General features: G+C 46.0%; 31 protein-coding genes. 14 read left to right on the top strand and 17 right to left on the bottom strand.

Going from position 1 to position 24,459, the window contains the following annotated elements; all coding sequences use genetic code 11:
• Nucleotides 1-273: 273 nt before the first annotated feature.
• Nucleotides 274-1,749 (bottom strand): ketol-acid reductoisomerase, encoded by a 1,476-nt coding sequence (ilvC, locus tag EK374_RS02650; protein WP_127019878.1) that lies wholly within the window; start codon nt 1,747-1,749, stop codon nt 274-276.
• A gap of 180 nt (nt 1,750-1,929) precedes the next feature.
• Between ilvC and ilvY the strand changes: the two genes are divergently transcribed.
• Complete coding sequence (gene ilvY / locus EK374_RS02645) at nt 1,930-2,814, top strand: HTH-type transcriptional activator IlvY (protein WP_127019876.1); 885 nt, start codon at nt 1,930-1,932, stop codon at nt 2,812-2,814.
• Nucleotides 2,815-2,843: 29 nt separating this feature from the next.
• Here ilvY and EK374_RS02640 read toward each other — a convergent pair whose 3' ends face one another.
• The 8 genes from EK374_RS02640 to zapE all read right to left on the bottom strand — a co-directional run bounded on the left by EK374_RS02640 (nt 2,844) and on the right by zapE (nt 9,134).
• Entirely contained in the window at nt 2,844-3,290 is a 447-nt protein-coding gene (locus tag EK374_RS02640) for a ClpXP protease specificity-enhancing factor (protein WP_233280318.1), read from the bottom strand.
• A 5-nt stretch (nt 3,291-3,295) separates the two neighbouring features.
• Complete coding sequence (gene sspA / locus EK374_RS02635) at nt 3,296-3,934, bottom strand: stringent starvation protein SspA (RefSeq protein ID WP_127019872.1); 639 nt, start codon at nt 3,932-3,934, stop codon at nt 3,296-3,298.
• Between the two features lie 70 nt (nt 3,935-4,004).
• On the bottom strand, nt 4,005-4,745 hold the full coding sequence (locus EK374_RS02630) for a cytochrome c1 (RefSeq protein WP_127019870.1): 741 nt from the start codon (nt 4,743-4,745) through the stop codon (nt 4,005-4,007).
• Nucleotides 4,745-6,019, bottom strand: a complete 1,275-nt coding sequence (locus tag EK374_RS02625; RefSeq protein ID WP_127019868.1) for a cytochrome b — start codon at nt 6,017-6,019, stop codon at nt 4,745-4,747. The genes EK374_RS02630 and EK374_RS02625 overlap by 1 nt, the downstream gene beginning before the upstream one ends.
• Nucleotides 6,019-6,609 (bottom strand): ubiquinol-cytochrome c reductase iron-sulfur subunit, encoded by a 591-nt coding sequence (gene petA / locus EK374_RS02620; protein ID WP_127019866.1) that lies wholly within the window; start codon nt 6,607-6,609, stop codon nt 6,019-6,021. The genes EK374_RS02625 and petA overlap by 1 nt, the downstream gene beginning before the upstream one ends.
• 420 nt (nt 6,610-7,029) lie before the next feature.
• Entirely contained in the window at nt 7,030-7,422 is a 393-nt protein-coding gene (gene rpsI, locus EK374_RS02615; RefSeq protein WP_008899943.1) for a 30S ribosomal protein S9, read from the bottom strand.
• Nucleotides 7,423-7,434: 12 nt separating this feature from the next.
• Nucleotides 7,435-7,863 carry a 50S ribosomal protein L13 gene (rplM, locus tag EK374_RS02610; RefSeq protein ID WP_046519663.1) on the bottom strand — a complete coding sequence of 143 codons (429 nt, stop codon included), beginning with the start codon at nt 7,861-7,863 and terminating at the stop codon, nt 7,435-7,437.
• A 176-nt stretch (nt 7,864-8,039) separates the two neighbouring features.
• Nucleotides 8,040-9,134, bottom strand: coding sequence for a cell division protein ZapE (gene zapE, locus EK374_RS02605; RefSeq protein WP_127026412.1), 1,095 nt, complete (start codon nt 9,132-9,134; stop codon nt 8,040-8,042).
• Between the two features lie 124 nt (nt 9,135-9,258).
• Between zapE and EK374_RS02600 the strand changes: the two genes are divergently transcribed.
• From EK374_RS02600 to EK374_RS02590, 3 genes are all read left to right on the top strand, one after another.
• Nucleotides 9,259-9,711: a YhcB family protein gene (locus EK374_RS02600; RefSeq protein WP_008899946.1), complete on the top strand. Its 453-nt coding sequence runs from the start codon at nt 9,259-9,261 to the stop codon at nt 9,709-9,711.
• A gap of 59 nt (nt 9,712-9,770) precedes the next feature.
• Nucleotides 9,771-11,132, top strand: a complete 1,362-nt coding sequence (locus EK374_RS02595) for a Do family serine endopeptidase (RefSeq protein WP_127019864.1) — start codon at nt 9,771-9,773, stop codon at nt 11,130-11,132.
• A 147-nt stretch (nt 11,133-11,279) separates the two neighbouring features.
• Nucleotides 11,280-12,302, top strand: a complete 1,023-nt coding sequence (locus EK374_RS02590) for a trypsin-like peptidase domain-containing protein (RefSeq protein WP_206099269.1) — start codon at nt 11,280-11,282, stop codon at nt 12,300-12,302.
• 69 nt (nt 12,303-12,371) lie between these two features.
• Here EK374_RS02590 and murA read toward each other — a convergent pair whose 3' ends face one another.
• From murA to EK374_RS02555, 7 genes are read right to left on the bottom strand one after another with little or no spacing between them, the layout of a single operon-like run.
• Complete coding sequence (gene murA / locus EK374_RS02585) at nt 12,372-13,634, bottom strand: UDP-N-acetylglucosamine 1-carboxyvinyltransferase (RefSeq protein WP_127019860.1); 1,263 nt, start codon at nt 13,632-13,634, stop codon at nt 12,372-12,374.
• A 9-nt stretch (nt 13,635-13,643) separates the two neighbouring features.
• A complete protein-coding gene (locus tag EK374_RS02580) occupies nt 13,644-13,901 on the bottom strand; it encodes a BolA family protein (RefSeq protein WP_127019858.1) in 258 nt (85 codons plus the stop codon).
• Nucleotides 13,891-14,202: an STAS domain-containing protein gene (locus tag EK374_RS02575; protein WP_206099268.1), complete on the bottom strand. Its 312-nt coding sequence runs from the start codon at nt 14,200-14,202 to the stop codon at nt 13,891-13,893. The genes EK374_RS02580 and EK374_RS02575 overlap by 11 nt, the downstream gene beginning before the upstream one ends.
• Complete coding sequence (locus EK374_RS02570) at nt 14,189-14,854, bottom strand: MlaC/ttg2D family ABC transporter substrate-binding protein (protein WP_127019854.1); 666 nt, start codon at nt 14,852-14,854, stop codon at nt 14,189-14,191. Before EK374_RS02570 ends, EK374_RS02575 begins: the two co-directional genes overlap by 14 nt.
• Nucleotides 14,855-14,856: 2 nt before the next feature.
• The gene (gene mlaD / locus EK374_RS02565; protein ID WP_127019852.1) at nt 14,857-15,324 is read right to left on the bottom strand and encodes an outer membrane lipid asymmetry maintenance protein MlaD; all 468 of its coding nucleotides are present in this window, start codon (nt 15,322-15,324) and stop codon (nt 14,857-14,859) included.
• A gap of 3 nt (nt 15,325-15,327) precedes the next feature.
• Nucleotides 15,328-16,110, bottom strand: coding sequence for a lipid asymmetry maintenance ABC transporter permease subunit MlaE (mlaE, locus tag EK374_RS02560; protein WP_127019850.1), 783 nt, complete (start codon nt 16,108-16,110; stop codon nt 15,328-15,330).
• Complete coding sequence (locus EK374_RS02555) at nt 16,107-16,922, bottom strand: ATP-binding cassette domain-containing protein (protein WP_127019848.1); 816 nt, start codon at nt 16,920-16,922, stop codon at nt 16,107-16,109. The genes mlaE and EK374_RS02555 overlap by 4 nt, the downstream gene beginning before the upstream one ends.
• A gap of 373 nt (nt 16,923-17,295) precedes the next feature.
• Here EK374_RS02555 and EK374_RS02550 point away from each other — a divergent pair, with 373 nt between their 5' ends.
• Genes EK374_RS02550 through EK374_RS02505 form a run of 10 tightly spaced genes read left to right on the top strand, consistent with a single transcriptional unit; the run spans nt 17,296 to nt 24,090 of the window.
• On the top strand, nt 17,296-18,264 hold the full coding sequence (locus tag EK374_RS02550; protein WP_127019846.1) for a KpsF/GutQ family sugar-phosphate isomerase: 969 nt from the start codon (nt 17,296-17,298) through the stop codon (nt 18,262-18,264).
• Nucleotides 18,264-18,821, top strand: a complete 558-nt coding sequence (gene kdsC, locus EK374_RS02545; RefSeq protein ID WP_127019843.1) for a 3-deoxy-manno-octulosonate-8-phosphatase KdsC — start codon at nt 18,264-18,266, stop codon at nt 18,819-18,821. Before EK374_RS02550 ends, kdsC begins: the two co-directional genes overlap by 1 nt.
• On the top strand, nt 18,818-19,372 hold the full coding sequence (gene lptC, locus EK374_RS02540) for an LPS export ABC transporter periplasmic protein LptC (RefSeq protein WP_127019841.1): 555 nt from the start codon (nt 18,818-18,820) through the stop codon (nt 19,370-19,372). The genes kdsC and lptC overlap by 4 nt, the downstream gene beginning before the upstream one ends.
• Entirely contained in the window at nt 19,362-19,856 is a 495-nt protein-coding gene (gene lptA / locus EK374_RS02535; RefSeq protein WP_127019839.1) for a lipopolysaccharide transport periplasmic protein LptA, read from the top strand. The genes lptC and lptA overlap by 11 nt, the downstream gene beginning before the upstream one ends.
• On the top strand, nt 19,856-20,578 hold the full coding sequence (gene lptB, locus EK374_RS02530; RefSeq protein ID WP_127019837.1) for an LPS export ABC transporter ATP-binding protein: 723 nt from the start codon (nt 19,856-19,858) through the stop codon (nt 20,576-20,578). The genes lptA and lptB overlap by 1 nt, the downstream gene beginning before the upstream one ends.
• A 47-nt stretch (nt 20,579-20,625) precedes the next feature.
• Complete coding sequence (locus tag EK374_RS02525; protein ID WP_127019835.1) at nt 20,626-22,119, top strand: RNA polymerase factor sigma-54; 1,494 nt, start codon at nt 20,626-20,628, stop codon at nt 22,117-22,119.
• Nucleotides 22,120-22,144: 25 nt separating this feature from the next.
• Nucleotides 22,145-22,432, top strand: coding sequence for a ribosome hibernation promoting factor (gene hpf, locus EK374_RS02520; protein ID WP_127019833.1), 288 nt, complete (start codon nt 22,145-22,147; stop codon nt 22,430-22,432).
• 10 nt (nt 22,433-22,442) lie between these two features.
• Nucleotides 22,443-22,913 (top strand): PTS IIA-like nitrogen regulatory protein PtsN, encoded by a 471-nt coding sequence (gene ptsN / locus EK374_RS02515; protein WP_127019832.1) that lies wholly within the window; start codon nt 22,443-22,445, stop codon nt 22,911-22,913.
• Nucleotides 22,910-23,767 carry an RNase adapter RapZ gene (rapZ, locus tag EK374_RS02510; protein WP_127019830.1) on the top strand — a complete coding sequence of 286 codons (858 nt, stop codon included), beginning with the start codon at nt 22,910-22,912 and terminating at the stop codon, nt 23,765-23,767. Before ptsN ends, rapZ begins: the two co-directional genes overlap by 4 nt.
• A gap of 44 nt (nt 23,768-23,811) precedes the next feature.
• On the top strand, nt 23,812-24,090 hold the full coding sequence (locus EK374_RS02505; protein WP_127019828.1) for an HPr family phosphocarrier protein: 279 nt from the start codon (nt 23,812-23,814) through the stop codon (nt 24,088-24,090).
• A gap of 17 nt (nt 24,091-24,107) precedes the next feature.
• Here EK374_RS02505 and EK374_RS02500 read toward each other — a convergent pair whose 3' ends face one another.
• Nucleotides 24,108-24,440 (bottom strand): Na+/H+ antiporter subunit G, encoded by a 333-nt coding sequence (locus EK374_RS02500; RefSeq protein WP_127019826.1) that lies wholly within the window; start codon nt 24,438-24,440, stop codon nt 24,108-24,110.
• Between the last annotated feature and the right edge of the window lie 19 nt (nt 24,441-24,459).

The following is a 24,459-nucleotide window of genomic DNA, read 5'->3' as shown; positions in this document are numbered from 1 at the left end:
AAAGTATTTGCTGTTGCAGCCAGGCGACAAGCAATCGAGTCCCTAGGAGCATAGTTAACTATGTGACTAGGGCGAGTGCGCGCAGTCAACAACGCTGCGGCTGCAAGTACGAAGGTCAAAAAATTGCAGGAGCAATTTTTAACATCGGAGCAAAGCGACGATGGCCCAGCAGGGTGAGCGCCATGGATGGCTGCGAATAATATAAAAAAAGCCCGGCAAAGCCGGGCAAACAACCAAGGTCCACGTAAAAACTCTGTACTTGGGATTAATCTATCAACCGACGATTTTTTTCATCGCGGTCATGTAGCCCCTTAACTTTTTGCCAACCAGCTCTACGGGATGCTGGCGGATTGCTTCGTTCACAGCAATCAGGCGAATATTGTCTACACCATTTGCAGCAGAGCTTAAGCCCTTGCCCACATAATCGGCGCTCAGCTTATTAACGAAATCACGTAACAATGGCACTGCAGCATTACTAAACAGGTAGTTACCGTATTCAGCTGTGTCTGAAATAACCACGTTCATTTCGTACAAGCGTTTACGCGCTATGGTATTGGCGATTAACGGTGTTTCATGCAACGACTCGTAGTACGCTGATTCTTCTACAATACCGGCCGCAACCATGGTTTCAAACGCCAGCTCTACACCGGCTTTCACCATAGCGACAAACAAAATTCCGCGGTCGAAATAATCCTGCTCTGGAATTTGCTCGCTGGAAACAGGTGCGTTCTCAAAACCAGATTGACGGGTTTCTTCGCGCCAGCCAAACAGCTGCTTATCATCATTGGCCCAATCGGCCATCATGGTGCGGGAGAATTCACCGCTGATGATATCGTCCATATGTTTTTCAAACAGTGGACGTAAAGTTACTTTTAATTCTTCAGCTAAATCATAAGCTTTGATTTTGGCTGGGTTCGACAAACGGTCCATCATATGAGTGATGCCACCGTGTTTTAAAGCTTCAGTCACAGTTTCCCAGCCAAACTGGATTAACTTGGCGGCATAACCTGGCTCTACACCTTCGGCCACCAACTTGTCATACGCCAGAATAGAGCCGGTTTGCAACATGCCACATAAAATGGTCTGTTCGCCCATTAAGTCGGACTTCACTTCAGCAACAAAAGACGATTCCAGTACACCGGCACGATCACCACCAGTTGCAGAAGCGTAAGCCTTGGCGATTTCTAAACCTAAACCTTTAGGGTCGTTTTCAGGGTGCACTGCAATCAGCGTTGGCACACCAAAACCACGTTTGTATTCTTCACGTACTTCAGTACCAGGACACTTAGGCGCTACCATCACCACTGTGATGTCTTTACGAATTTGTGTACCTTCTTCCACAATGTTGAAACCGTGCGAATAAGCTAAAGTTGCACCTTGCTTCATCAACGGCATCACAGCTTTAACAACTGATGTATGCTGCTTATCCGGAGTCAGGTTTAATACTAAATCCGCAGTTGGAATTAACTCTTCGTAAGTGCCTACATTAAAACCATTGTCAGAGGCGTTTTGGAACGACTTACGTTTTGCGGCAATAGCTTCAGCACGCAAAGCATAAGAAATATCCAGACCTGAGTCGCGCATATTCAGGCCTTGGTTTAAGCCCTGAGCACCACAACCTACAATCACCACTTTCCAGCCTTTCAATAAATCAGAGCCTTTGGCAAACTCTTCTTTGGCCATAAAACGGCATTTACCTAACTGTTTTAACTGCTGACGCAAATTCAATGTATTGAAGTAGTTACTCATAACAAATCCTGACGAATTCTTCTAGCTGGCTATCTGTTGTGCTCAGCGTAACAGGGCAGAGAAGTCATGCACTGTTTTGATGCCTTCGAGAATAAAACAGTGCAATGATTGCGTGAAGTGATATATTCACAATACAGTATTTCACTTTATGCAACACTGACCTTCATAGCAGAGACACTAATGGATATTCGCAACGCACAGCTATTTTTGCATCTGGCAAGCAGCCTGAACTTTGCCCGCACCAGCGAACAAATGTATGTCAGCCCTTCTACGCTTAGCCGGGTGATCCAGCGAATGGAAGAAGAGCTGAGCGTCGAGTTATTTCAACGGGATAACCGCTCTGTGCGGCTGACGTTGGCGGGCCAAAAAGTGCAGGCTTTTGTGAAAAGTTACCTAGAACAATGGCATCAACTGCAAATTGCTCTGAGTGAAACCAGTGCATCCTTAAGTGGTGAGATCCGTCTGTTTTGTACTGTGACGGCCAGCTTTAGTCACCTGCCCGCAATCCTGGATAAATTCCGTTTAGTCTGCCCTTTGGCAGAAATTAAACTGATTACAGGCGATGCTTCTGCAGCTTTAGAGAAAGTAAAACAGGATGAAGCGGATATAGCGCTGGCTGTATACCCTGAACATTTCCCACTGAATATGGCCTTTCGCAGTATTGCCAAAGTACCATTACAGCTAATCGCTCCTGTGATCCCATGCAAAACCAATGATTTGCTTAGCCAAAGCCCAATTCCCTGGGAACAAGTGCCTTTTATTTTGCCCGAGCATGGCCCGGTGCGCAGCCGCTTTGAGTTATGGCGTAAAACCCGAATAGCCGAGCCTAAAGTGGTTGCCAAAGTGGAAGGCCATGAAGCTATGGTCAGTATGGTGGCTTTAGGCACAGGAGTGGCTTTAGTGCCAGCTATAGTGGCGCAGCAAAGCCCGGCAAGGGACAGAGTGAGGTATTTAACTCAAGGCGATGAATTTGCCCCCTTTGATTTAGGATTGTGTACTTTATCAAAACGGCTGCATGAACCCTTGTTAAGAGCCTTCTGGCAGGTGGCATCTGAGCTGATTTAACTCAGATGCTTATTTCATTCATATCAGAACTATTTCACGACGCGCAGGTGAGAGACTTTTTTACCTTTGTTCGGATCCGTAGGTTCGTCATCCGGTGGCGTCTGTTCGGCGTTATTATGCTCGTCGTCAGACACAGCTTCCAGCTGATGAATATCATCCTCTGTGTCTTCTTCAGCATCAAACATAGTGCCAGCGCCATTTTCGCGGGCATAAATAGCCAACACAGCTTTCACAGGCACTGTCAGCGCAAAAGGTTTACCGCCAAAACGGGCGTTAAAGGTAATCACTTCATTACCCATCAACATATTACCTACAGCGGAAGGCAGAATGTTCAGCACTATCTGACCATTCTGAATGTGCTGTGCGGGCACTTTACAGCCTTGCATACTGGCATTGACCACCAGGTAGGGCGTTAAATTGTTATCCACTATCCATTCGTAAAAAGCACGGATTAAATAAGGCTTATTCGGCGTCATGTCCATCAGTAACCACGCCCCCGACGGATTTCGCGTTCGGCTTCAGTTAAAGACTGCTGAAAACCGTCGCGTTCAAAAATACGGGTCATATAAGTTTGCAATAACTTACTGCCAGCTCCGGTCAGTTCAATATCAAGCATTGGCAAACGCCAGAGCAAAGCCGCCAGATAACAATCAATCAGGCTGTATTCGTCACTCATAAAATACAGATGTTCCTGGAACAAAGGCGCCATAGCAAGTAAGCCTTCACGTAAATCGCGACGGGCTATAGCGGCGTCCGGAGCATTCTTCAGAATCTTGTCAGCTAAACCATACCAGTCTTTTTCGATGCGATGCATCATTAAACGGGCATTAGCGCGAGCTACCGGGTACACCGGCATTAAAGGTGGATGTGGGAAACGCTCATCCAGGTATTCGTTAATAATATCGGCTTTAAATAAAGCTAAATCTCTGTCCATTAAAGTGGGCAAAGAACCATAAGGATTAACCTCATAGACATCTTCAGGCAGACTATCTGTGCTGACCTGCATAATATCTACAGTGACGCCTTTCTCCGCCAGTACCATTCTGACCTGATGACAGTACATGTCATTGGCTGTTGAAAACAAGGTCATCACAGCACGTCTGTTGGCAGAAATCGCCATAGGATCCTCCGGTTATAAGCAAAAATGCAAAGGGGCCTCGCGGCCCCTTCAAAGGCTAACATCAGTGTCCTTAATGGACATCTCTCCAGTACTCTTTCTTCAGCAGGAAAGCGAAGATAAAGAAGATACCTAAAAAGATCAGAACTTTAATACCTAAGCTGCGCGATTCCAGTTTAGAAGGCTCGCCAACGTATTCCAGATAGTTCACCAGATCAGCTACCGCACGATCGTATTCTTCTGTACTCAGCTCACCTGAACCATCAGTCTTAATACCAACGTCAACTTCTGTTGGCACACCATCAACCAGGCGTGTTTCAGAGGCTTTGTAAGGAATACCCTGCAGCTCTTGTAACACATGCGGCATACCGACCATAGGGAACACTTCATTGTTCACACCAAATGGACGGGTTGGATCCACATAGAATGAGCGCAAATAAGTGTAAAGCCAGTCAGGACCGCGTACACGTGCTACGTTGGTTAAATCTGGTGGCGCAGCGCCAAACCAGTTGGCCAGATCCGCTTTAGGGGCTGCGTTTTTAATATGGTCGCCCACTTTATTCGCAGTAAAACCTAAAGTGGCCATACCCACGTCATCCGGAATACCTAAATCACGGAAAGTACGGGAGTAACGCTGGTACTGCATCTGGTGACAACCTAAGCAGTAGTTCTGGAACATACGGGCACCACGTTGCAGTGACTCTTTGTCCTTCAGATCAATAGGTGCTTTATCTAAATGCACAGCATGACCACCAGCCGCCATAGCAGCGCTGGATGCTACCAGCGCTAGTACAGTAAATAACTTTTTAATCATCAGGATAACCTCACTGGCAACGGCTTGGTTTTCTCATTTTTGCTGTAGAACCATAACAGGCCAAAGTAAGCAAAGTAAGTGAACGAGAAAATCTGCGCTAACAAGGTATAAGTTGGAGTCGCAGGTAATACACCTAATACACCTAACACCACAAAGCTGATACAGAACATGATCAAGTTTGCTTTGTGCAGAGTGCTACGGTAGCGGACTGAACGCACAGGGCAACGGTCTAACCATGGCAACAGCGCAAGGAAGATAATAGCCAGGAACATGAAGATCGCACCAAACAGCTGATCAGGTACAGCACGTAAAATGGCGTAGAAAGGCGTGAAGTACCATACTGGCGCTATGTGATCCGGTGTCTTCATTGGGTTGGCCGGTTCAAAGTTTGGCGGCTCAAGGAAGAAACCACCACCTTCTGGTGCAAAGAAAATAACCCAGCAGAAAATAATAAGGAAACCTACCACACCTACTATATCCTTCACCGTGTAGTACGGGTGGAAAGGAATAGCATCAACGATAATTTTCTTACCGCCTTTGGTGAAATACTCATGGAAAGTAAATTTATCAGACACATTGTCTTCAATCTTCTGACCATCATTTGGACGTTTTACATCAATACCATCAGGGTTGTTTGAACCTACTTCATGCAAAGCAATGATGTGCAGGAATACCAGAACAACTAATACCAATGGTAAAGCAATAACGTGCAATGCAAAGAAACGGTTTAAGGTAGCTCCGGAAATAACATAGTCACCACGGATCCACAAAGTTAAATCATCACCAATCACCGGAATAACACCGAAGATAGAGATAATAACCTGAGCCCCCCAGAACGACATTTGACCCCAGGGTAATAAGTAACCCATAAAGGCTTCAGCCATTAAAACTAAGAAAATCAGCATACCGAAAATCCACAGCAGTTCCCGCGGTTTCTGGTAAGAACCGTACATCATGCCACGCAGCATATGCAGGTAGACAACAACGAAGAAGGCAGAAGCACCGGTAGAGTGCATATATCGCAGTAACCAGCCATAGTCGACATCACGCATGATGTATTCAACAGAAGCAAAAGCACCTTCAGAAGTAGGAACGAAGTTCATGGTCAACCAAATGCCGGTCAGAATTTGGTTCACCAGTACTAACATGGCTAACGAGCCAAAGAAGTACCAGAAGTTAAAGTTTTTTGGTGCTGGGTACTGCAACACATGGAGATTCATTTTCTCCATAAATGGCATGCGGTACTCTATCCAGCTCATAAAGTTTTTAAACATTAAGCTGTCCCCTCATCTTCACCTATCAAAATGGTGGTGTCGTCGACAAACATATAAGGTGGGATCATCAGGTTTTTCGGCGCAGGAACACCAGAGAACACACGACCAGCCATATCGTAGGTAGAGCCATGACATGGACAGAAGAAACCAGAAGGAATGCCTTCAACCTGAGCATCAAAGTCTTTCATCAGGTAAGTTGGAGAACAGCCCAGGTGAGTACAGATACCCACAGCGACAAAAATCTCAGGCTTTTTCGAACGATGATCGTTTTTAGCATAATCAGGTTGTTGCGGTTCTTCAGAAGCAGGGTCACGAAGTTTATCTACTGCTTTGGTCAGACTTTCCAGCATGGCTGGCGTCCGCTTCACGATCCACACAGGTTTACCCCGCCACTCGACCCGAATTAACTGCCCGTCTTCGAGTTTGCTAATGTCAGCGGTGACTGCAGCACCAGCTTGTTTAGCTTTTTCACTCGGATTCCAGGAAGCAATAAAGGGAACAGCAGCTCCAATCGCACCAACCCCACCAACTACAGAAGTTGCTATGGTCAGAAAGCGACGGCGACCATGATCTACAGGCGCATTGCTCATCCACTCATCTCCACGTTAAACGCTTAAATGTTGATATTTTAAGCGGCTGAATTACAGCGATTATTATAAGTTGAAAAATACGGCGGATCATAATGAAAAGCCCTGCTTTACACAAGGATTTAGCCGAATTCTCTTTGTTCTGACACCAGTTTTTCGACGAATTACGAAACCAGAATAGTCAGTAAAACTTTGCATCACCATGTTTTAACCCGAAAAAGACATTTCTGTCATGATCAGGCACAAACAGAGCGGTTCTGAAGAAAAGGAAATAGGCGACAGGAAAAGAGAAAACACCGATCTTACCTCAGCCTTGAGCAGATAGTAATGCACAGAAAAACAGCGTAGTTTTTTTGACACTCCGTGAAAATCTGGCAATAAAAAACCCGGTACAAGACCGGGTTCTTTGCAACAAAAAACGAATTAACGTTTTGAGTACTGTGGACGCTTACGAGCTTTATGCAGACCCACTTTCTTACGTTCAACTTTACGGGCGTCACGAGTGACGAAACCAGCTTTACGTAATGCAGGGCGCAGAGACTCGTCGAACTCCATCAGAGCGCGGGTGATACCGTGGCGGATTGCGCCAGCCTGACCAGAAATACCGCCACCTTTAACAGTAACGTATAAGTCAAACTTGCCTACCATTTCCACTAACTCTAATGGTTGCATTACAACCATACGAGCAGTTTCACGACCGAAGTATTCAGTGATAGAGCGTTGGTTGATAACGATGTTACCTGAACCTGCTTTGATGAATACACGAGCTGTAGAGGTCTTACGACGACCAGTACCGTAATATTGATTAGTTGCCATGTTCTGCTCCGATTAGATATCTAAAACTTGCGGTTGCTGAGCAGCATGTTGATGCTCGGCGCCTGCATATACTTTTAACTTACGGAACATAGCGCGGCCCAGAGGACCTTTTGGCAACATACCTTTTACGGCTGCTTCCAATACCATCTCCGGCTTCTTGACCAGCAGTTTTTCAAAGTTAATTTCTTTGATACCACCTGGGAAACCACTGTGAGAGTAGTACATTTTGTTTTTTGCTTTGTTACCAGTGACTGTCACTTTGTCAGCGTTTACAACGATGATGTAATCACCGGTGTCAACGTGTGGAGTGTACTCTGGCTTGTGCTTTCCGCGTAAACGAAGAGCGATCTCAGTTGCGATACGACCAAGTGTCTTACCTGTTGCATCAACAACGAACCAGTCACGTTGCACGCTTTCTGGCTTAGCAGTAAAAGTTTTCATCTAAAAACTACCCAAAAAAAATAACACTGTTACACCTAACACAACTTACATTGTGTCGCTTATCGCACCCCTTCGAGTACATAAACTGCCAGGCTACGGCAATTTCAGGCTGTAACGTGGGCCGGCCGCGGATTATATAGTAACCAATGATAAAAAACAGCCATTTACAGAAAAAATTACGGTAAATGTTCTTTGGCCAGATAATCGTGCGATTGCATCTCCTGCAGCCGGCTTAAACAGCGCTTAAATTCAAAGGATAAAATGCCTTCTGTATAAAGTTGTTCCATAGGCACAGCAGCGGAAATAATCAGTTTGACATGGCGTTCATAGAACTCGTCAACCAGCGCAATAAAACGTCTGGCGACATCGTCACGGGTTTGCCCCATTTGCGTCACGTTAGAAAGCAGCACAGTGTGATAACACTTACTCAGTTCCATATAGTCATACTGACTACGCGCCGTTTCGCAGAGCTCCGGGAAATCAAACCAAATAATACCATCGGCCTCTTTACGGCTGGTTAAAGTACGGCCCGCGATTTCTATTTGGGCTTGATCCTGCCGTGGTTCCACTGACAAGGCCAGAAAGTATTCCGCCAGATTACAATCGGCTTTTTTATCCAGCGGCGAATGATAAATCTCAGCCTGAGTTAAAGTACGCAGCCGGTAATCTATACCGCTATCCACATTAACAATGTCCGTATGCTGTTTAATTAAGTCGATGGCAGGCAGAAAGCGCGCACGCTGCAAACCGTTGCGGTACAAACCGTCAGGCTCAATGTTGGAGGTTGCCACCAGTGTAATACCCCGGGCAAACAGCTCCTGCATCAGCGTGCCTAAAATCATCGCATCTGTGATGTCAGAGACAAAAAACTCATCAAAACACAACACATCAGTTTCTGCTTTAAAGCGATCAGCCACTACTTTTAATGGATCTGACACGCCAGGCAGAGATTTCAGCTCCTGATGCACTTTGTGCATAAAGCGGTGAAAGTGAATGCGCAGTTTACGTGTTCCAGGCAGGCACTCATAAAAGGTATCCACCAGATAGGTTTTGCCCCGCCCTACTCCGCCCCAAAAATACAGGCCTTTCAGTGGTTGTATTTCAGGCTTTTTGCCCAGCAGCTTATCCAGAAAACCTTGTTTCAAAGGCTTCTTTTGCACAAATTGCTGATACAGACGTTCCAGCTGCTGCACCGCATTTTGCTGGGCTGCATCAAACATGAAATCATCGCGTTGGAGGTCTTGTTGATATTTTTGCAGTGGTGTAGTCATGCCGGATATTGAAAAATAAGCCAATTAACCCTAAATAATGGTCGTAATAGTAACATGCCTTACCACTCTGGATAAGAAGATAGGTTAAACTATTGTTGAACTAACTAATTTTTCAGGAGTTGTTATGACTGTTACTTTTGCCTTGGCCTGGTTAGTAGCTGGCTTAGTGGTTGGCATAGTGGCAACCCGCTTGTATTGTTTGCGTCAATTTAATCAAAGCAAACTGCAGGTGGAGCTAAACGAAACCAAACAACAGCTGCAGCAATATCGTAGTGATGTCACTGAACACGTGGAAACGACCCATCAACTGATGAGCCAGCTTCATGAAAACTACGAAAAAATTGCCCGCCATATGGCTCAGACCAAGATGCAGTTGATCGAAAGACCAACCTTTGACAATCGTAGCGAGCTGAATTATTTCGCAGCAGACACTACGGCACAAATACGCCAGTCGATCCATAAGCTGGATGAGCGTCGTAAAGTGAAGGATGAACCATCCTACCAGCCGCTGGATTATTCCAATACGGCCAGTGGCTTAATGAAAAATAAAACTGAACGAAACTCATCGGACAACTGAACTTTTCGACTGGTAAAGCATTCTTAGTGACGTCATCTGTACGAAGGAGCATTACCTATATGAAGTCGCAGTTATCTTTAGTTACTGTCAGTATTTTAGCCGCCTTTCTGCTGGCGCAACCTGCGCCGGCTCAGGCCAAGTTGCCATTTTTTGGCGCTGGCGATCAGGAAATGCCTAGTCTGGCTCCTATGCTGGAGAATGTGACTCCGGCTGTTGTGAACATATCAGTGGCAGGCAGCCGCGAAGTACGACAACGCTTGCCTGGTGGACTTGAACAATTTCTTGGCCGTGGTGGTGAGTTACGCCAGGAGCAACCTTTCCGTGGCTTAGGCTCTGGCGTTATCATTGATGCAAAAAAGGGCTACGTGGTCACCAATCATCACGTCATCAATGAAGCTTCAGACATTCAGGTCACCTTAAAAGATGGTCGCACTTACAAGGCCAAAAAGATTGGTGAAGATCCGGAAAGTGATATCGCTTTATTGCAAATCGAAGCAGAAGATTTGGCTCAGGTTGAACTGGCCGACTCAGATGCGTTAAAAGTCGGTGATTTTACCGTTGCCATTGGTAACCCTTTTGGTTTAGGCCAAACCGTGACGTCGGGTATAGTTAGCGCTTTAGGCCGTGGTGGTTTAGGCATAGAAGGCTATGAAGACTTTATTCAGACTGACGCCGCCATTAACAGTGGTAACTCTGGTGGCGCTTTAGTCAACCTGAAGGGCCAATTGATAGGTATCAATACGGCCATCCTTGGGCCTAATGGCGGCAACATCGGCATAGGCTTTGCTATTCCTGCCAATATGATGAAAAACCTGGTCGGTCAGTTTATTGAATACGGCGAAGTTCGCCGCGGTTCTTTAGGGGTACGAGGCGGTGATTTAAACGCTGAAATAGCTAAGGCCATGAAAGCCAAAACCAATAAAGGTGGCTGGGTGCAGGAAGTGATCCCCGGTTCAGCTGCAGACAAGGCTGGTCTGAAAAGCGGCGATATTATTACTCACCTGAACGGTAAGCAGATTGGCTCCTTTACCGAGATCCGCGCCAAGATCGCCACTTTGGGCGTAGGTAAAGAGATTACTTTAGGTATTCTGCGTGAAGATAAAGCCATCACAGTGAAAGTGACACTGGAAGCCGCTGAAGCAACGACTGCAGAAGCTAAAGTGCTGCATCCTATGCTGGAAGGCACCAGTTTAAGTGATGGCAAAACACCGGATGGTGAAAAGGGTATTGTGATTGAGGATGTTGCTGCCCGTTCACCTGCCGCCGCTTTAGGCCTGGAAAAAGGCGACGTGATTGTAGGCGTTAGTCGCAGCCGTGTCACAACGACCAAAGAGCTGCGTGACATTCTGGCTAAAAGCTCTGGTGTGATTGCTCTGCAGGTGCAACGCGGCAATCGGATCCTTTATGTGTTAATACGATAACTTTTTGCAGTAGCAAGCCTGTGGCTTGCTACTGCAACTTCAGTTTTAGTGTTATGCTTGCAAAATCTTTCAGTTTTATAATTTCTTCCAGTGCCCAAACTTCTGATAAGTCTATTAAAAAGTGTCGCTTATGGCTTGGCAATAGCCATGCTGTGGTTGGTTTTTTTTAACCAGAACCAAGGGCTCAGCCTTAACTTTTGGCAGCAAAAAGAACAACTTCCGGCTCCTGTTTCTTATTCCAAAGCTGTACGGGCTGCAGCTCCTGCTGTCGTCAATGTCTATACCAAAAGCACGACCCAAGACCCGCGTTCTTATCAAAACCGGACTATCGAACGTCAGGAGCTGGGTTCAGGCGTTATTATGAATGCACAGGGTTATGTGCTAACCAATTATCATGTGGTCTACGGTGCCGATCAAATATCCGTAGCATTACAGGATGGCCGCGTTTTTGATGCAGTACTGATTGGTCAGGATCAACTAACTGACTTAGCCGTGTTGTATGTAGAAGCAGATAATTTGCCAGTGATCCCTCAGGATGCAAGTCTGGAGCCCCAGGTCGGTGATGTAGTGCTGGCTATAGGTAACCCATTTAACCTCGGCCAGGCTATTACTCAAGGCGTAATTAGTGCTACAGGCCGCGCCGGTTTAAGCCCAGCCAATGGTTATGCTGATTTTATGCAAATGGATGCGGCTATTAATGCGGGTAACTCAGGCGGCGCTTTAATTAACAGCAATGGCGTATTAGTAGGTATTAACACTGCGGCTTTCCAACGTCAGCGCAATCAGGATATTCAGGGTATATTTTTTGCGGTGCCTTACCGCTTAGCCAGCAACGTACTGCAGAAGCTGATCAAACATGGGCGGGTGATCCGTGGTTATTTAGGTGTCAGCGGCGATCCTGTGGTTAATCCTGCCGGTGATCTGATGATATCAACAGCACAGACCCTGTTTGGCGTGAAAATCAGCGCCATAGAGCCTTTAAGCCCAGCAGCTATAGCAGGCTTAGAGGTGGGGGATATATTGCAGAAAATTAACGGAGAGACTTTAACCAGCGTGCATCATGCACTGGATTTGATAGCGGAAACACCACCGGATACGAGCTTACAAATGTCGATTGAGCGGGATGGAAAAGCGCTGGTTGTGCCCGTGGTGATCCGGGAACTCAACTAATTCATCAAGCCGGAATAAGAAAGCCAGTGACGATGCACTGGCTTTTTTATTTGTGTTTAAAGCGACATATCAGGCCGGAGCATTAATCCGCTGAATATTAGCGCCTAAGCCTTTAAGTTTATGCTCAATTTGTTCGTAACCTCGGTCGATATGGTAGATACGATCAACCACAGTTTCACCTTCAGCGACCAGACCTGCGATGACTAAGCTGGCAGAAGCCCTTAAGTCCGTCGCCATCACCTGAGCCCCCATCAGCTTGTCGGTGTGCTTAATCAAGGCTGTATTGCCTTCCAGCTGAATATCAGCACCCATACGTTGTAACTCAGGCACATGCATAAAACGGTTTTCGAAAATGGTTTCAGTGACCATACCCACGCCTTCAGCCACCACATTCAACACAGTAAACTGTGCTTGCATGTCAGTAGGAAAACCAGGGTGAGGCACGGTTTTTACATTCACTGATTTTAACGTACGGCCTGTCATATTCAAACGGATCCAGTCCGGTCCGGAACTGACTTCAGCGCCCGCTTCCCGCAGTTTTTCGAGCACTACTTCAAGCTCGGCTGGTGATGCGTTTAAGCAAGTGACATCACCACCAGTCACAGCAGCGGCAACCAGGAAAGTGCCTGTTTCAATACGGTCTGGTAAGACAGTGTGATGTGCGCCGTGCAGCTTTTCTTTGCCTGTAATACGAATAGTATCAGTGCCTGCGCCCTGAATATCAGCACCCATAGCAATCAGATACTTGGCTAAATCCACCACTTCTGGCTCACGTGCTGCATTTTCAATAATGGTTAAGCCATCAGCCAGCACTGCGGCCATCATCAGGTTTTCAGTGCCTGTGACACTGACCATGTCCATAAAAATATGAGCACCATGTAAGCGAGCCGCTTTGGCTTTGATATAACCCGCTTCTACTGTGATCTCTGCACCCATTTTGCGTAAACCGTCAATATGTAAATTCACCGGTCGGGCGCCAATAGCGCAACCGCCAGGTAATGACACTTCGGCATGGCCAAAACGGGCTAACAAAGGTCCCAATGCAAGAATGGAAGCGCGCATGGTTTTCACCAGCTCGTACGGGGCCATCTGGCTGTGAATTGCTGTTGCATCCACAGTCACCTGATGCCCTTCGCAGCTGACTTCAGCGCCAAAAATACGCAACAATTTAAAGGTGGTATCAATGTCTTTTAATACAGGGACATTGCTCAGCACCGAAGGCTGCTCTGCCAGAATAGTGGCGAATAAAATAGGAAGTGCGGCATTTTTAGCGCCGGAAATAACAACGTCACCTTTTAAGGTAGCGCCGCCTGAAACCAGAAATTGTTGCATCTTTAACTACTATACAGGTGGGTTAAGTAATTTTTCACGGCGCCATTGAGTCGGCGTGAACGTTTTAATCGAAACGGCGTGGATACTACCATCAGCTATAGCAGCCATCAAAGGGGCATAAATCATTTGTTGCTGCTTTACACGACTGACACCGTCAAAACAGTCCCCTACCGCAGTCACTGCATAATGATTGCCTTCAGCTTTGACATACACTTCAGCCAGTTTCAACTCTTCGGTCAATAGCTGTTCAATATCATTACACTGCATGGCCTTTATCCTCTTTTTCTAATGGCAGCAAAGCCAAAACATCTGACAACTTCGCCAGAGAGATCAACTGCTCTGGCACATGACACATTTGGATGTTCAATTTCAGCTTAGCTGCTTGTGCTACTTGATGCAGTAACCATGCAAGGCCTGCAGTGTCAACTAACGCCAGTTCACTAAAATCAAATACTACTGTGCCACTTAGTTTTTTTAATAACTTAAATGGCCATACAGTGGGCACGGTGTCACGGTCTAAAGCACCGGCAAAAAACAGTGTTTGTTCTTGCTGACTAATTTTTAGCATCATTACCCTGCAAAGGAGCTGTAATAGGAGCTTTTGATTTTTCTACTAACAAGGCAGTTACGCTGGTCAGACCTTGCTGACGGATCAGGTTACCCAATTCGGCCCTTTTGCTGTCCAGCAGAGAAATACCTTCAGCAACCATGTCAAACACCTGCCAGTTCGCAGCATCTTTAGCGCGACGCAGTTTAAATTCGATATTAATATCTGGTTTGCCCGGATCAATAACGCGGGTTTTGATAGTGACGATATTCTGATTGCCGACAGCTTTGGCTGGCTCAAAAATCACTTTTTGATTTTTATATTGAGTCAAAGCACCAGCATAAGTCGCTACCATATAGTCTTTAAAAGCCACCACAAAAGCATCACGCTCTTCTGGCTTGGTTTGTTTAATGTAGTTACCAATCACACGAAAAGCCGCATAACGGCTGTCAATGTATGGCACTAACTCTTCATTGACGATCACTCGTAAATGCTCAATGTCTTTTTGGATCACAGGCTGATCGTTGGCGATACGGCGAAAGGTTTGATCCGCCACAGCTTCGATCATTTTGTATGGGTCATCATAAGTTTTAACGTCAACGGCACCAGCTTGGGCAACAACACCCAAGGAAATTAATGCAGCAGCTGCAATTTTTACCAGCAAGTTTTTCATGCTTAGTTGCTTCCTCTGTTAAATAAGAACTGGCCAATTAACTCTTCCAGTACGATAGCGGATTTGGTGTCTTCAACATAATCACCACTTTTCAGAATGGAGACTGTTTCATCAACAAAACCAGGCTGTAAACCTAAATACTGTTCACCCAACAAACCAGAAGTCAGAATAGCGACCGAGCTGGTTTCAGGGAAATTGTTGTACTGGCTGTCAATTTCCATCGCCACTACAGGTGAATATTCTTCGGTGTTCAATTCAATCGAACGCACTCGTCCCACTACAACACCACCGACCTTGATCGGAGAACGTACTTTTAAGCCACCAATATTTTCAAACTTGGCGTACAACATATAGGTTTGGCCAGAGCCGGTCATGCCGCTGTTTGCCACTTTCAGCGATAACAACAAGAAAGCAGCTATTGCCAGAGCAACAAACAAGCCCACCAACACTTCGATTTTGCGAGATGTCATTTTTTATCCACCAAACATTACTGCAGTTAATATAAAGTCAAAACCTAAGACCGCTAAAGAAGATGTCACCACAGTTTGTGTGGTGGCCTGGCTGATACCTTCAGAGGTTGGCACCGCATCAAAGCCTTTATGTAAGGCTATCCAGGTCACAATCAAGGCAAACACAGCACTTTTAATCACGCCGTTCAGAATATCCTGTTGGAAATCGACGTTAGCTTGCATGGCAGACCAGTAACCACCACCATCTACACCTAACCAATCCACACCCACCAGATGACCACCTAGAATACCTACAGCGGTAAAAATCATCGCCAGCAGCGGCATACTAATGACACCAGCCCAAAAGCGCGGCGCAATAATGCGGCGCAATGGATCTACAGCCATCATTTCCATACCGGATAACTGTTCAGTTGCCTTCATCAGACCAATTTCAGCTGTTAATGCACTACCTGCACGGCCTGCAAACAATAAAGCTGTGACCACAGGCCCAAGCTCACGTAACAAACTCAATGCAACCAAAGGGCCTAACATTTGTTCGGCACCAAACTTAGACAGCACGGTGTAGCCTTGTAATGCCAGCACCATGCCGATAAACAAACCTGAAACCAAAATAATAAGTAAAGACAACACACCGACGACGTACAACTGTTTTAACAATAAAGGAAAACTTTTACGGGGGGTCGGCCAGGCAACCAGAGCACCAAACAACATAATAGTTGCCCTGCCAATGCCCTGTATTTTGGCAATACTCTGTTGTCCAAGTTGCTGTAACTTATCCACTATCACTTAGCTAACTCCATTAATTCGGCACTGTAACTGGCTGCTTTAAAGTGGAAAGGTACAGGACCGTCAGACTGCCCCTGCAAAAATTGCTGCACTAAAGCAGAAGGGTGAGCCCGAAGTTCATCCGGTGTTCCCTGCCCTATCACTTTCTGCTCTGCCACCACATAAACATAATCAGCGATACTCATCACTTCGCTCACGTCGTGCGACACCACTACAGAAGTTAAACCTAAGGCGTTGTTCAGCGAACGGATTAAACGGACTATCACGCCCATTGAAATCGGATCCTGACCGGCAAAAGGTTCATCGTACATAATAAGTTGTGGGTCTAAAGCGATAGCACGGGCTAAGGCAGCACGGCGAGCCATACCACCAGATAATTCGGCCGGCATTAAATCCCGGGCACCGCGTAAACCTACAGCCTCGAGTTTCATCAATACCATCAGACGAATAATATCTTCCGGCAGACGGGTATGCTCTCTAATAGGGAACGCCACGTTGTCATACACCGACATATCACTGAACATAGCGCCGCTTTGAAACAGCATGCTCATTTTTTGTCGGGCTTTGTACAAATCTTTACGATTAAGCTGAGGTATATCCTGACCATTGACCAGAATTTTGCCCTGTTCAGGTTTGAGCTGACCACCAATCAGACGCAACAAAGTGGTTTTACCTATACCACTGGGCCCCATAATAGCGGTCACCTTACCACGCTGAAACTGCATGCTCATGTCATCATAGATCACACGGTCACCACGTTTGAACGTCAGGTGCTGAATGTCTACCAGAATATCTGACACGTTGATCCTCATTTAAAGAGTAGCGCTTAACGCTAAAATTAAAGGCGCGCAATATACCTACGCACAACTGCTACTTCAAGCTAAGCGGACTAGTAAAGGCCTGCTATTGTATAGGTTTTTCGCCACGACAACCTTATAAAAAATAGTAACAACTGATTGCAAAAACAGAATAATTCGATTGTTTTACGTAATCTTTTGCATTTGCGGCTGATAAGCACGAAAATATCGGCCTCTGTGTATGGCCGCAAAGTGTGCCGCGCTGAAAATGAATCGCAGCTTAATGCTTCAGCTATCTCTATGATCTGACTGATTCTCTTACTGGATCCTTTCCACAGAACAGCAGATCCAACTGCGCTGACAATGACTAATTGATGGGGATTTTTGCATGACTCTGGATTTTCGCCCTCAGGCCCTGCAAGTGTTACAAATTGAAGCTGCAGCTGTAACCCAACTTGCCGCCTATATAGACGACAGTTTTAATTTGGCTTGTCAGATGATGTTTGACTGTAAAGGCCGGGTCATTGTGATTGGCATGGGAAAATCCGGCCATATAGCTCACAAAATTGCCGCAACTTTAGCCTCAACCGGCACTCCTGCTTTTTTTGTGCATCCGGCAGAAGCCAGTCATGGTGACCTCGGGATGATCACCCACGACGATGTAGTCTTGGCTATCTCTAACTCAGGTGAAACAGCTGAAGTTCTGACCATAGTGCCAGTGTTGAAACGCCGTGGTATTAAAATGATAGGCATGACAGGCCGTTCTGAATCAACCTTAGCAACTTTATCAGACGTGCATCTGTGTGTGAGGGTTGAACAGGAAGCCTGCCCATTAGGCCTGGCTCCCACCGCCAGTACCACAGCAACACTGGCGATGGGCGACGCTATTGCAGTCGCCCTTCTGGACGTTCGTGGTTTTTCTGCAGATGATTTTGCCTTATCTCATCCGGGTGGCAGTTTGGGTCGTCGTTTGCTATTACGTTTAGAAGATGTGATGCATTTTGGTGATGCCCTGCCTGTTGTGCGTCAACAAGTTAGCCTGAAAGACGCCTTGCTGGAAATTTCCCGCAAAGGATTAGGTATGACCTCTGTTGTAGATGACTCCGGTAAACTGGTTGGCTTGTTTACTGATGGCGATTTACGCCGAGTGCTGGATCAACAAGTCGATTTGCATAAAGCCAGCATTGCCAGCCTGATGACCAAAAACTGTATTACTGCCAAACCTGCTATGCTCGCGGCTGAAGCCTTGCAAGTCATGGAACAACACAAAATTAATGGTCTAATTGTGGTCAACGAGCAACAAGAGCCAATAGGTGCTCTGAATATGCATGATTTATTAAAAGCAGGAGTGCTCTGATGCCATCTTTATTTGCCCAAATGTACCAGGCTATCAGCCCAGAGCTGGAACAAAAAGCCCGACACATTCGCTTGTTGATATGTGATGTCGATGGCGTGTTCTCCGATGGCCGTATTTACCTGGGTAATCAGGGCGAAGAGCTCAAAGCCTTCCACACCCGCGATGGCTACGGTATTAAAGCCTTACGGCATGCAGGTATTGAAGTGGCAGTGATTACTGGCCGCCGTTCAGAAATTGTGCAGCAACGAATGACCTCACTTACTGTCCCTTACATTTATCAGGGGCAGGAAAATAAACTCGCCGCTTTTGCTGAACTCCAGCAGAAACTGGCACTCGAAGCCTCACAAATCGCTTTTATTGGCGATGATTTGGCCGACTGGGCCGTGATGCAACATTGTGGTTTAAGTGTTGCGGTACAAGACGCCCACCCTTACCTTGCGTTGCATGCAGATTACCGTTGTAAATTACCAGGTGGTTTTGGTGCAGTGCGTGAACTCTGCGATTTGCTATTGACCAGTCAGGGCAAATTTGCTGAATTTTCAGGAAGTAGCACATGATTCGTCAATTTCTCTGGTTGTTACTGATAGTGGCTGCAGCTGCTGGCTTTTACAGCTGGCAACTGTTGGATCAGGAGCAAAGCGGAAGCCCGGCCAATCAAGACAACCAACCTGACTATGTGGCACAGGATCTCACCCGAATGATTTATGACAAAGAAGGCCATTTGTCAGATTTAATCCGTGCTCAGCGTATGGAACACTTCGAACGCTTTGGTTTTTTGCAGTTTGATTTCCCTATCTACACCATTTATCAGGAAAAAGTGCCATTATGGCAAGTGACAAGCGAGCAGGCAGTGCTTTATCCTGATGACAAACTCATTCTTGAACACAGAGTGGAGCTGCGCAATATGTCGACAGACCCACTTTTTACCCGAATAGAAACCAATGCAGTTGAGCTTTTGTTTAACAGCAATACGCTGCAGTCAAACGAGCAGGTACGCATTTTTGGACTGGGTTTTCAAATTACAGGCCAAGGCATGCTGGCTGATTTGAACGAACAGAATATAGAGCTGAAACAGCACACTAAAACGGTTTATTACAATGAAAAGTAACATTATTTTACTCAGCGTTCTCATCACTTTCAGTGGCTTTTGTCTGGCAGGCCCTGATGACTTTAAAAAAGAAATTCAGGTCGGTTCTGACCGCCAGTTTGGCTCGATTAAAGATAAAGTAATGACTTTTGTTGATAACGTCAAAGTGCAACAAGGCAGCTTATTGATTGAAGCAGACAAACTCGAAGTCATTGCCAGCGCAGGCAAAGGCAAAGAAGTTTTTATCGCTTCAGGCCAACCCGCAAAATATTCCCAAATGCTGGACGGTGATAAGCCTATTAAAGCCAGCGCGAACGAGATCCGTTATGACGTAGCCAACGGTACGCTTGTCCTGACGGGCGGCGCAGAACTCAGCCAAAACGGCAGTATGGTGCAAGGCGCAGTGATTAAATACAACCTGGAAAAACAAGAGCTGGAAGCGGAGTCTGACGGTAAAAAAACCGAACGAGTCACCACAGTGTTCAGCCAGGAAGGAAAAGAATAATGAAGTTAGTTGCGTCCCATCTGGCTAAAAGTTACAAAGGGCGCCAGGTGGTCAAAGACGTTAGTCTGGAAGTGAGAGCCGGTCAGATTGTTGGTTTGTTAGGTCCTAACGGTGCGGGCAAAACCACTACTTTTTATATGATTGTTGGTTTAGTGCCATCAGATAAAGGCAAAATCACCCTGGATGACAAGGAGATCACCTTTGATCCTATCCATGCCCGTGCTCGCGCAGGCATTGGTTATCTGCCGCAGGAAAGTTCGATATTCCGCAAACTGACGGTATATGACAACCTGCTGGCCATTTTGCAGCATCGCAAAGATCTAACCGAAGAGCAGCGCGAAGAAAAAGCCGATGCGCTGCTGGACGAGTTCCATATAGGCCATATCCGTAACAGCCTTGGCATGAGTTTATCCGGTGGCGAACGACGCAGAGTGGAAATAGCCAGGGCATTGGCCGCAGATCCGGCGTTTATCCTGTTGGATGAACCTTTTGCTGGTGTTGATCCCATTTCAGTGTTAGATATTAAAAAAATTATTCAGCATCTGTGCCAAAGAGGCATAGGGGTGCTTATCACCGACCACAATGTGCGCGAAACTCTTGATGTCTGTGAAATTGCCTATATTGTAAGTCATGGAGAACTGATTGCTGCAGGTACCCCGACTGAGGTTTTAGCAAACCAACAAGTCCGTGATGTCTACCTTGGTGAGCAATTCAGGTTATAGTTTAAAACAACATCCGAATAGGGTTGTTTGGAGAAAATAAGAAGTACATGAAACCGTCTCTGCAACTTCGTCTTGGTCAGCAGCTCACAATGACTCCTCAATTGCAGCAAGCAATTAAACTGCTGCAATTGTCTACTATTGAACTGCAACAGGAAATTCAGGAAGCGCTGGATGCTAATCCATTGTTGGAAGCTGAAGATGACTATGCAGTATTTCAGGAACCTTCATCAAAAGATTTAAATCATGGTGCCGAGTTTGATTCGCCTGACTATGACAACAGCCATGATGAGCATTACGAACCCGAAGTAAAGGACAGCAGCGAAGCGATGTCCGAGCAAAATATCAAAGAAGATTTACCGCTGGACAACCACTGGGACGATTTAGTCAGTGCGGCTCCGGTTGCTGGTGCCAATAACTTCAATGGCGATGAAGATACGGTATTTCAGGGCGAAACCAGCGAAACCCTGCAAGATTACTTACGTTGGCAAATGCAGCTGACCCCATTTTCAGATACAGACCGCACTATTGCTGAAATCATTATCGAAGCCATAGACGAAAACGGTTTATTAACGATAGACACAGAAGATATTCTCGAATCGCTAGGCATGCCGGAAGTGGAAGCCGACGAAGTCGAAGCGGTCATTAAACGTATCCAGTTGTTCGATCCTGTAGGTGTTGGCGCCCGCACTATTCAGGAATGTCTATTGGTACAGCTGCGCCAGTTTGATCCAAAAACCCCCTATCTGGCTGAAACCCAGCATATTATTAAAGAATATACTGACTTTTTAGCTAACAGAGATTTCCGTTCTCTGATGCGTGTGACTAAACTCAAAGAAGACGACTTAAAAGAAGTGATGCGGCTTATTCACAGCCTGAACCCTCGACCTGGGGCAGATGTGATTCGACAAGAACAGTCGTATGTGATCCCTGATGTGTCAGTTGCAAAAATCAAAGGACGCTGGATGGTCGAGTTAAACCCTGATGCGATGCCAAAGATCAGAATTAACGAGCAATATGCTGCCATGTCACGTAATGCCCGTAATGCATCAGATGGTCAGTTTATTCGTTCCCACCTGCAGGAAGCCAAGTGGTTTTTAAAAAGTCTGGAAAGTCGCAACGAAACTTTACTTAAAGTTGCCAACTGCATAGTACAGCAGCAACAGGCCTTTTTTGAGCACGGTGAAGAAGCCATGAAACCCATGGTATTAAACGACGTGGCTGAAATGGTGGGAATGCATGAGTCAACCATTTCCCGTGTTACTACACAAAAATATATGCACACTCCCAGAGGAATATTTGAACTTAAGTTCTTTTTCTCCAGTCATGTAAGTACAGAGAGTGGCGGTGAATGTTCATCCACCGCAATCCGCGCCTTTATAAAAAAATTGGTGGCGGCGGAAAATCCTGCCAAACCTTTAAGTGACAGCAGGATGGCAGAAATACTGTCAGAACAAGGGATTAATGTCGCACGGCGTACCATTGCCAAGTATCGTGAAGCCTTGTTTATTCCGCCGTCTAATCAGCGCAAGAGCTTGCTTTAACAGCTCTATTAAGAAGGAAGAGTCTATGCAAATCAACTTAACTGGTCGTCATGTAGAAATCACTGAAGCACTGAGAGAGTACGTCGATAGCAAATTTTCCAAACTTGAACGTCATTTTGATCATATTAACAATGTACATGTAGTGCTGAACGTGGAAAAATTAAAGCAGATTGCAGAGGCTAAGATGCACCTCAATGGAGGTGAAGTATTCGCTGTGTCGGAAGACGAAAATATGTACGCTGCGATAGACCAGTTGATCGATAAACTGGATCGCCAAGTTATTAAACATAAAGAGAAAATTTCTCGTCATTGATTCTGAAACTATGAACCTGAGCTCAATGTTATCGGAGGACTGCACCAAGAGTGCGGTCCTTTTTAATAGTAAAAAACGCATTCTGGAATACATAGCTGAACTGGCACATCAGCATTTACCGGAAGTTCCTGAGTACAACATACTCGAAGCCCTGATGAGCCGTGAGAAACTCGGTTCCACAGGTATTGGCGGTGGTATCGCTATTCCGCATGGCAAATTAAAAAATGTCACCACACCTTTGCTGGTGTTTGTCGTCAGTAAAGATCCAATACAGTTTGATGCTATTGATAACCAGGCTGTGGATATTTTTTGTGCCATCCTGATCCCGGAAAATCAATGCCAGACCCATTTATCTACTTTGTCCGGCATAGCCCGTATGCTCAGTCAAAAAGATTTCACCAAAAAAATCCGTCATAGTGCCAATAGCCATGATTTGTACCAGTTGCTAATGGCAGGCGCTGAACAGGCAATGGCAAAATGAAATTATTAGTCGTCAGTGGTCGATCGGGTTCGGGCAAATCTGTTGCCCTGCGCGTCATGGAAGACCTAGGTTATTATTGTGTAGATAACATCCCCGTCAATTTACTTCCGACTTTAGCCAACGCCGTGATGGGGCAGTACGAAAGGGTCGCTGTCAGTATTGATGTGCGCAACCTGCCGCAAGACCCCGATGAATTAACAGATATCCTGTCTTACCTGCCGCACAAAGTTGACCTGACCATTCTTTACCTAGACGCCGACCACACCAGCCTGATTAAACGCTTCAGCGAGACACGACGCTTGCATCCGCTTTCGCATCAGGCCATGTCACTGGATGAAGCCATACAACGCGAACAACAGCTGTTGGACCCTATCTCCAGCCGTGCAGATTTATACCTGGATACCACAGAACTAAACGTACATCAGCTGGCAGAACAGCTTAGAGAACGTATCCTTGGGCAAAAAACCGGTCGTCTGGTGATCTTGTTTGAATCCTTTGGTTTTAAATATGGTATTCCCAAAGATGCCGATTATGTGTTTGATGCGCGCTTTTTACCGAACCCACATTGGGAGCCCGAACTGAAAATACTGACAGGCTTAGATCAACCAGTACAAAACTACCTGTCTTCCCAAGCCGTAGTGGCTCAGTATATCTGGCAGATTAATCAGTTTATCGGCACCTGGTTGCCGCATTTAGAGCGCAACAACCGCAGTTACCTGACCATAGCCATAGGCTGTACCGGCGGTCAACACCGCTCTGTGTATATCGCCGAATCCTTGGCTGAAAGTTACCGTTTACAGCGGGAAGACGTGCAAATCCGTCACCGCGAGTTAGTGAGACATCATGGTAGATAAAAACATCCAAATCCGTCACCACGTATTAGTGAGGCGTCATCACGATGGCCGATAAACTTCAACAAACAGTCACCATCGTCAATCAACTGGGCTTGCACGCCAGAGCAGCTACTAAGCTGGTACAGTTATGCCGTCAGTTTGATGCCAAAATTGAATTACAACAGGAAGGCCAAACCGCAGATGCCAGCAGTGTCTTGGCACTTTTAATGTTGGCAAGCAGCAAAGGTAAAACGCTGGAAGTCTGTACTGAAGGCACTCAGGCACAAGAAGCACTGACCGCTGTGGTCGCTTTGATTGAAAACGGGTTTGACGAAGAAAACTAATAATTCAACAATGCGGTTTAAAGGTCTGCGTTTTGTTTTCCTGACGTTTGTGTCGATGTTTTGAGTTTTAAATGCAACGCAGCTTTGATTAACATATGAGCTGTAATAGGTGCTGTAATAAATAAAAACAGAGCGATCAATAACTGCTGTAAACTTAACTCACCTTTCACAAAGTTGAAATAAAGCATAGAGGCTAATACCAGAGCTCCCAAACCTAAGGTTGTCGCCTTGGTTGGGCCATGCAGGCGGGTATAAAAATCCGGCAATTTCACTAAAGCGACAGATCCTAACAACACAAACAATGACCCGGCCACTGCCAACAAGGCAACCAACCCCTCAAGCAAATTCATAGATTACTCCTCATCCGAC

This window comes from Rheinheimera mangrovi (genome assembly GCF_003990335.1).
GTDB lineage: Bacteria > Pseudomonadota > Gammaproteobacteria > Enterobacterales > Alteromonadaceae > Pararheinheimera > Pararheinheimera mangrovi.
This window is presented reverse-complemented; position numbering and strand designations above follow the sequence as displayed.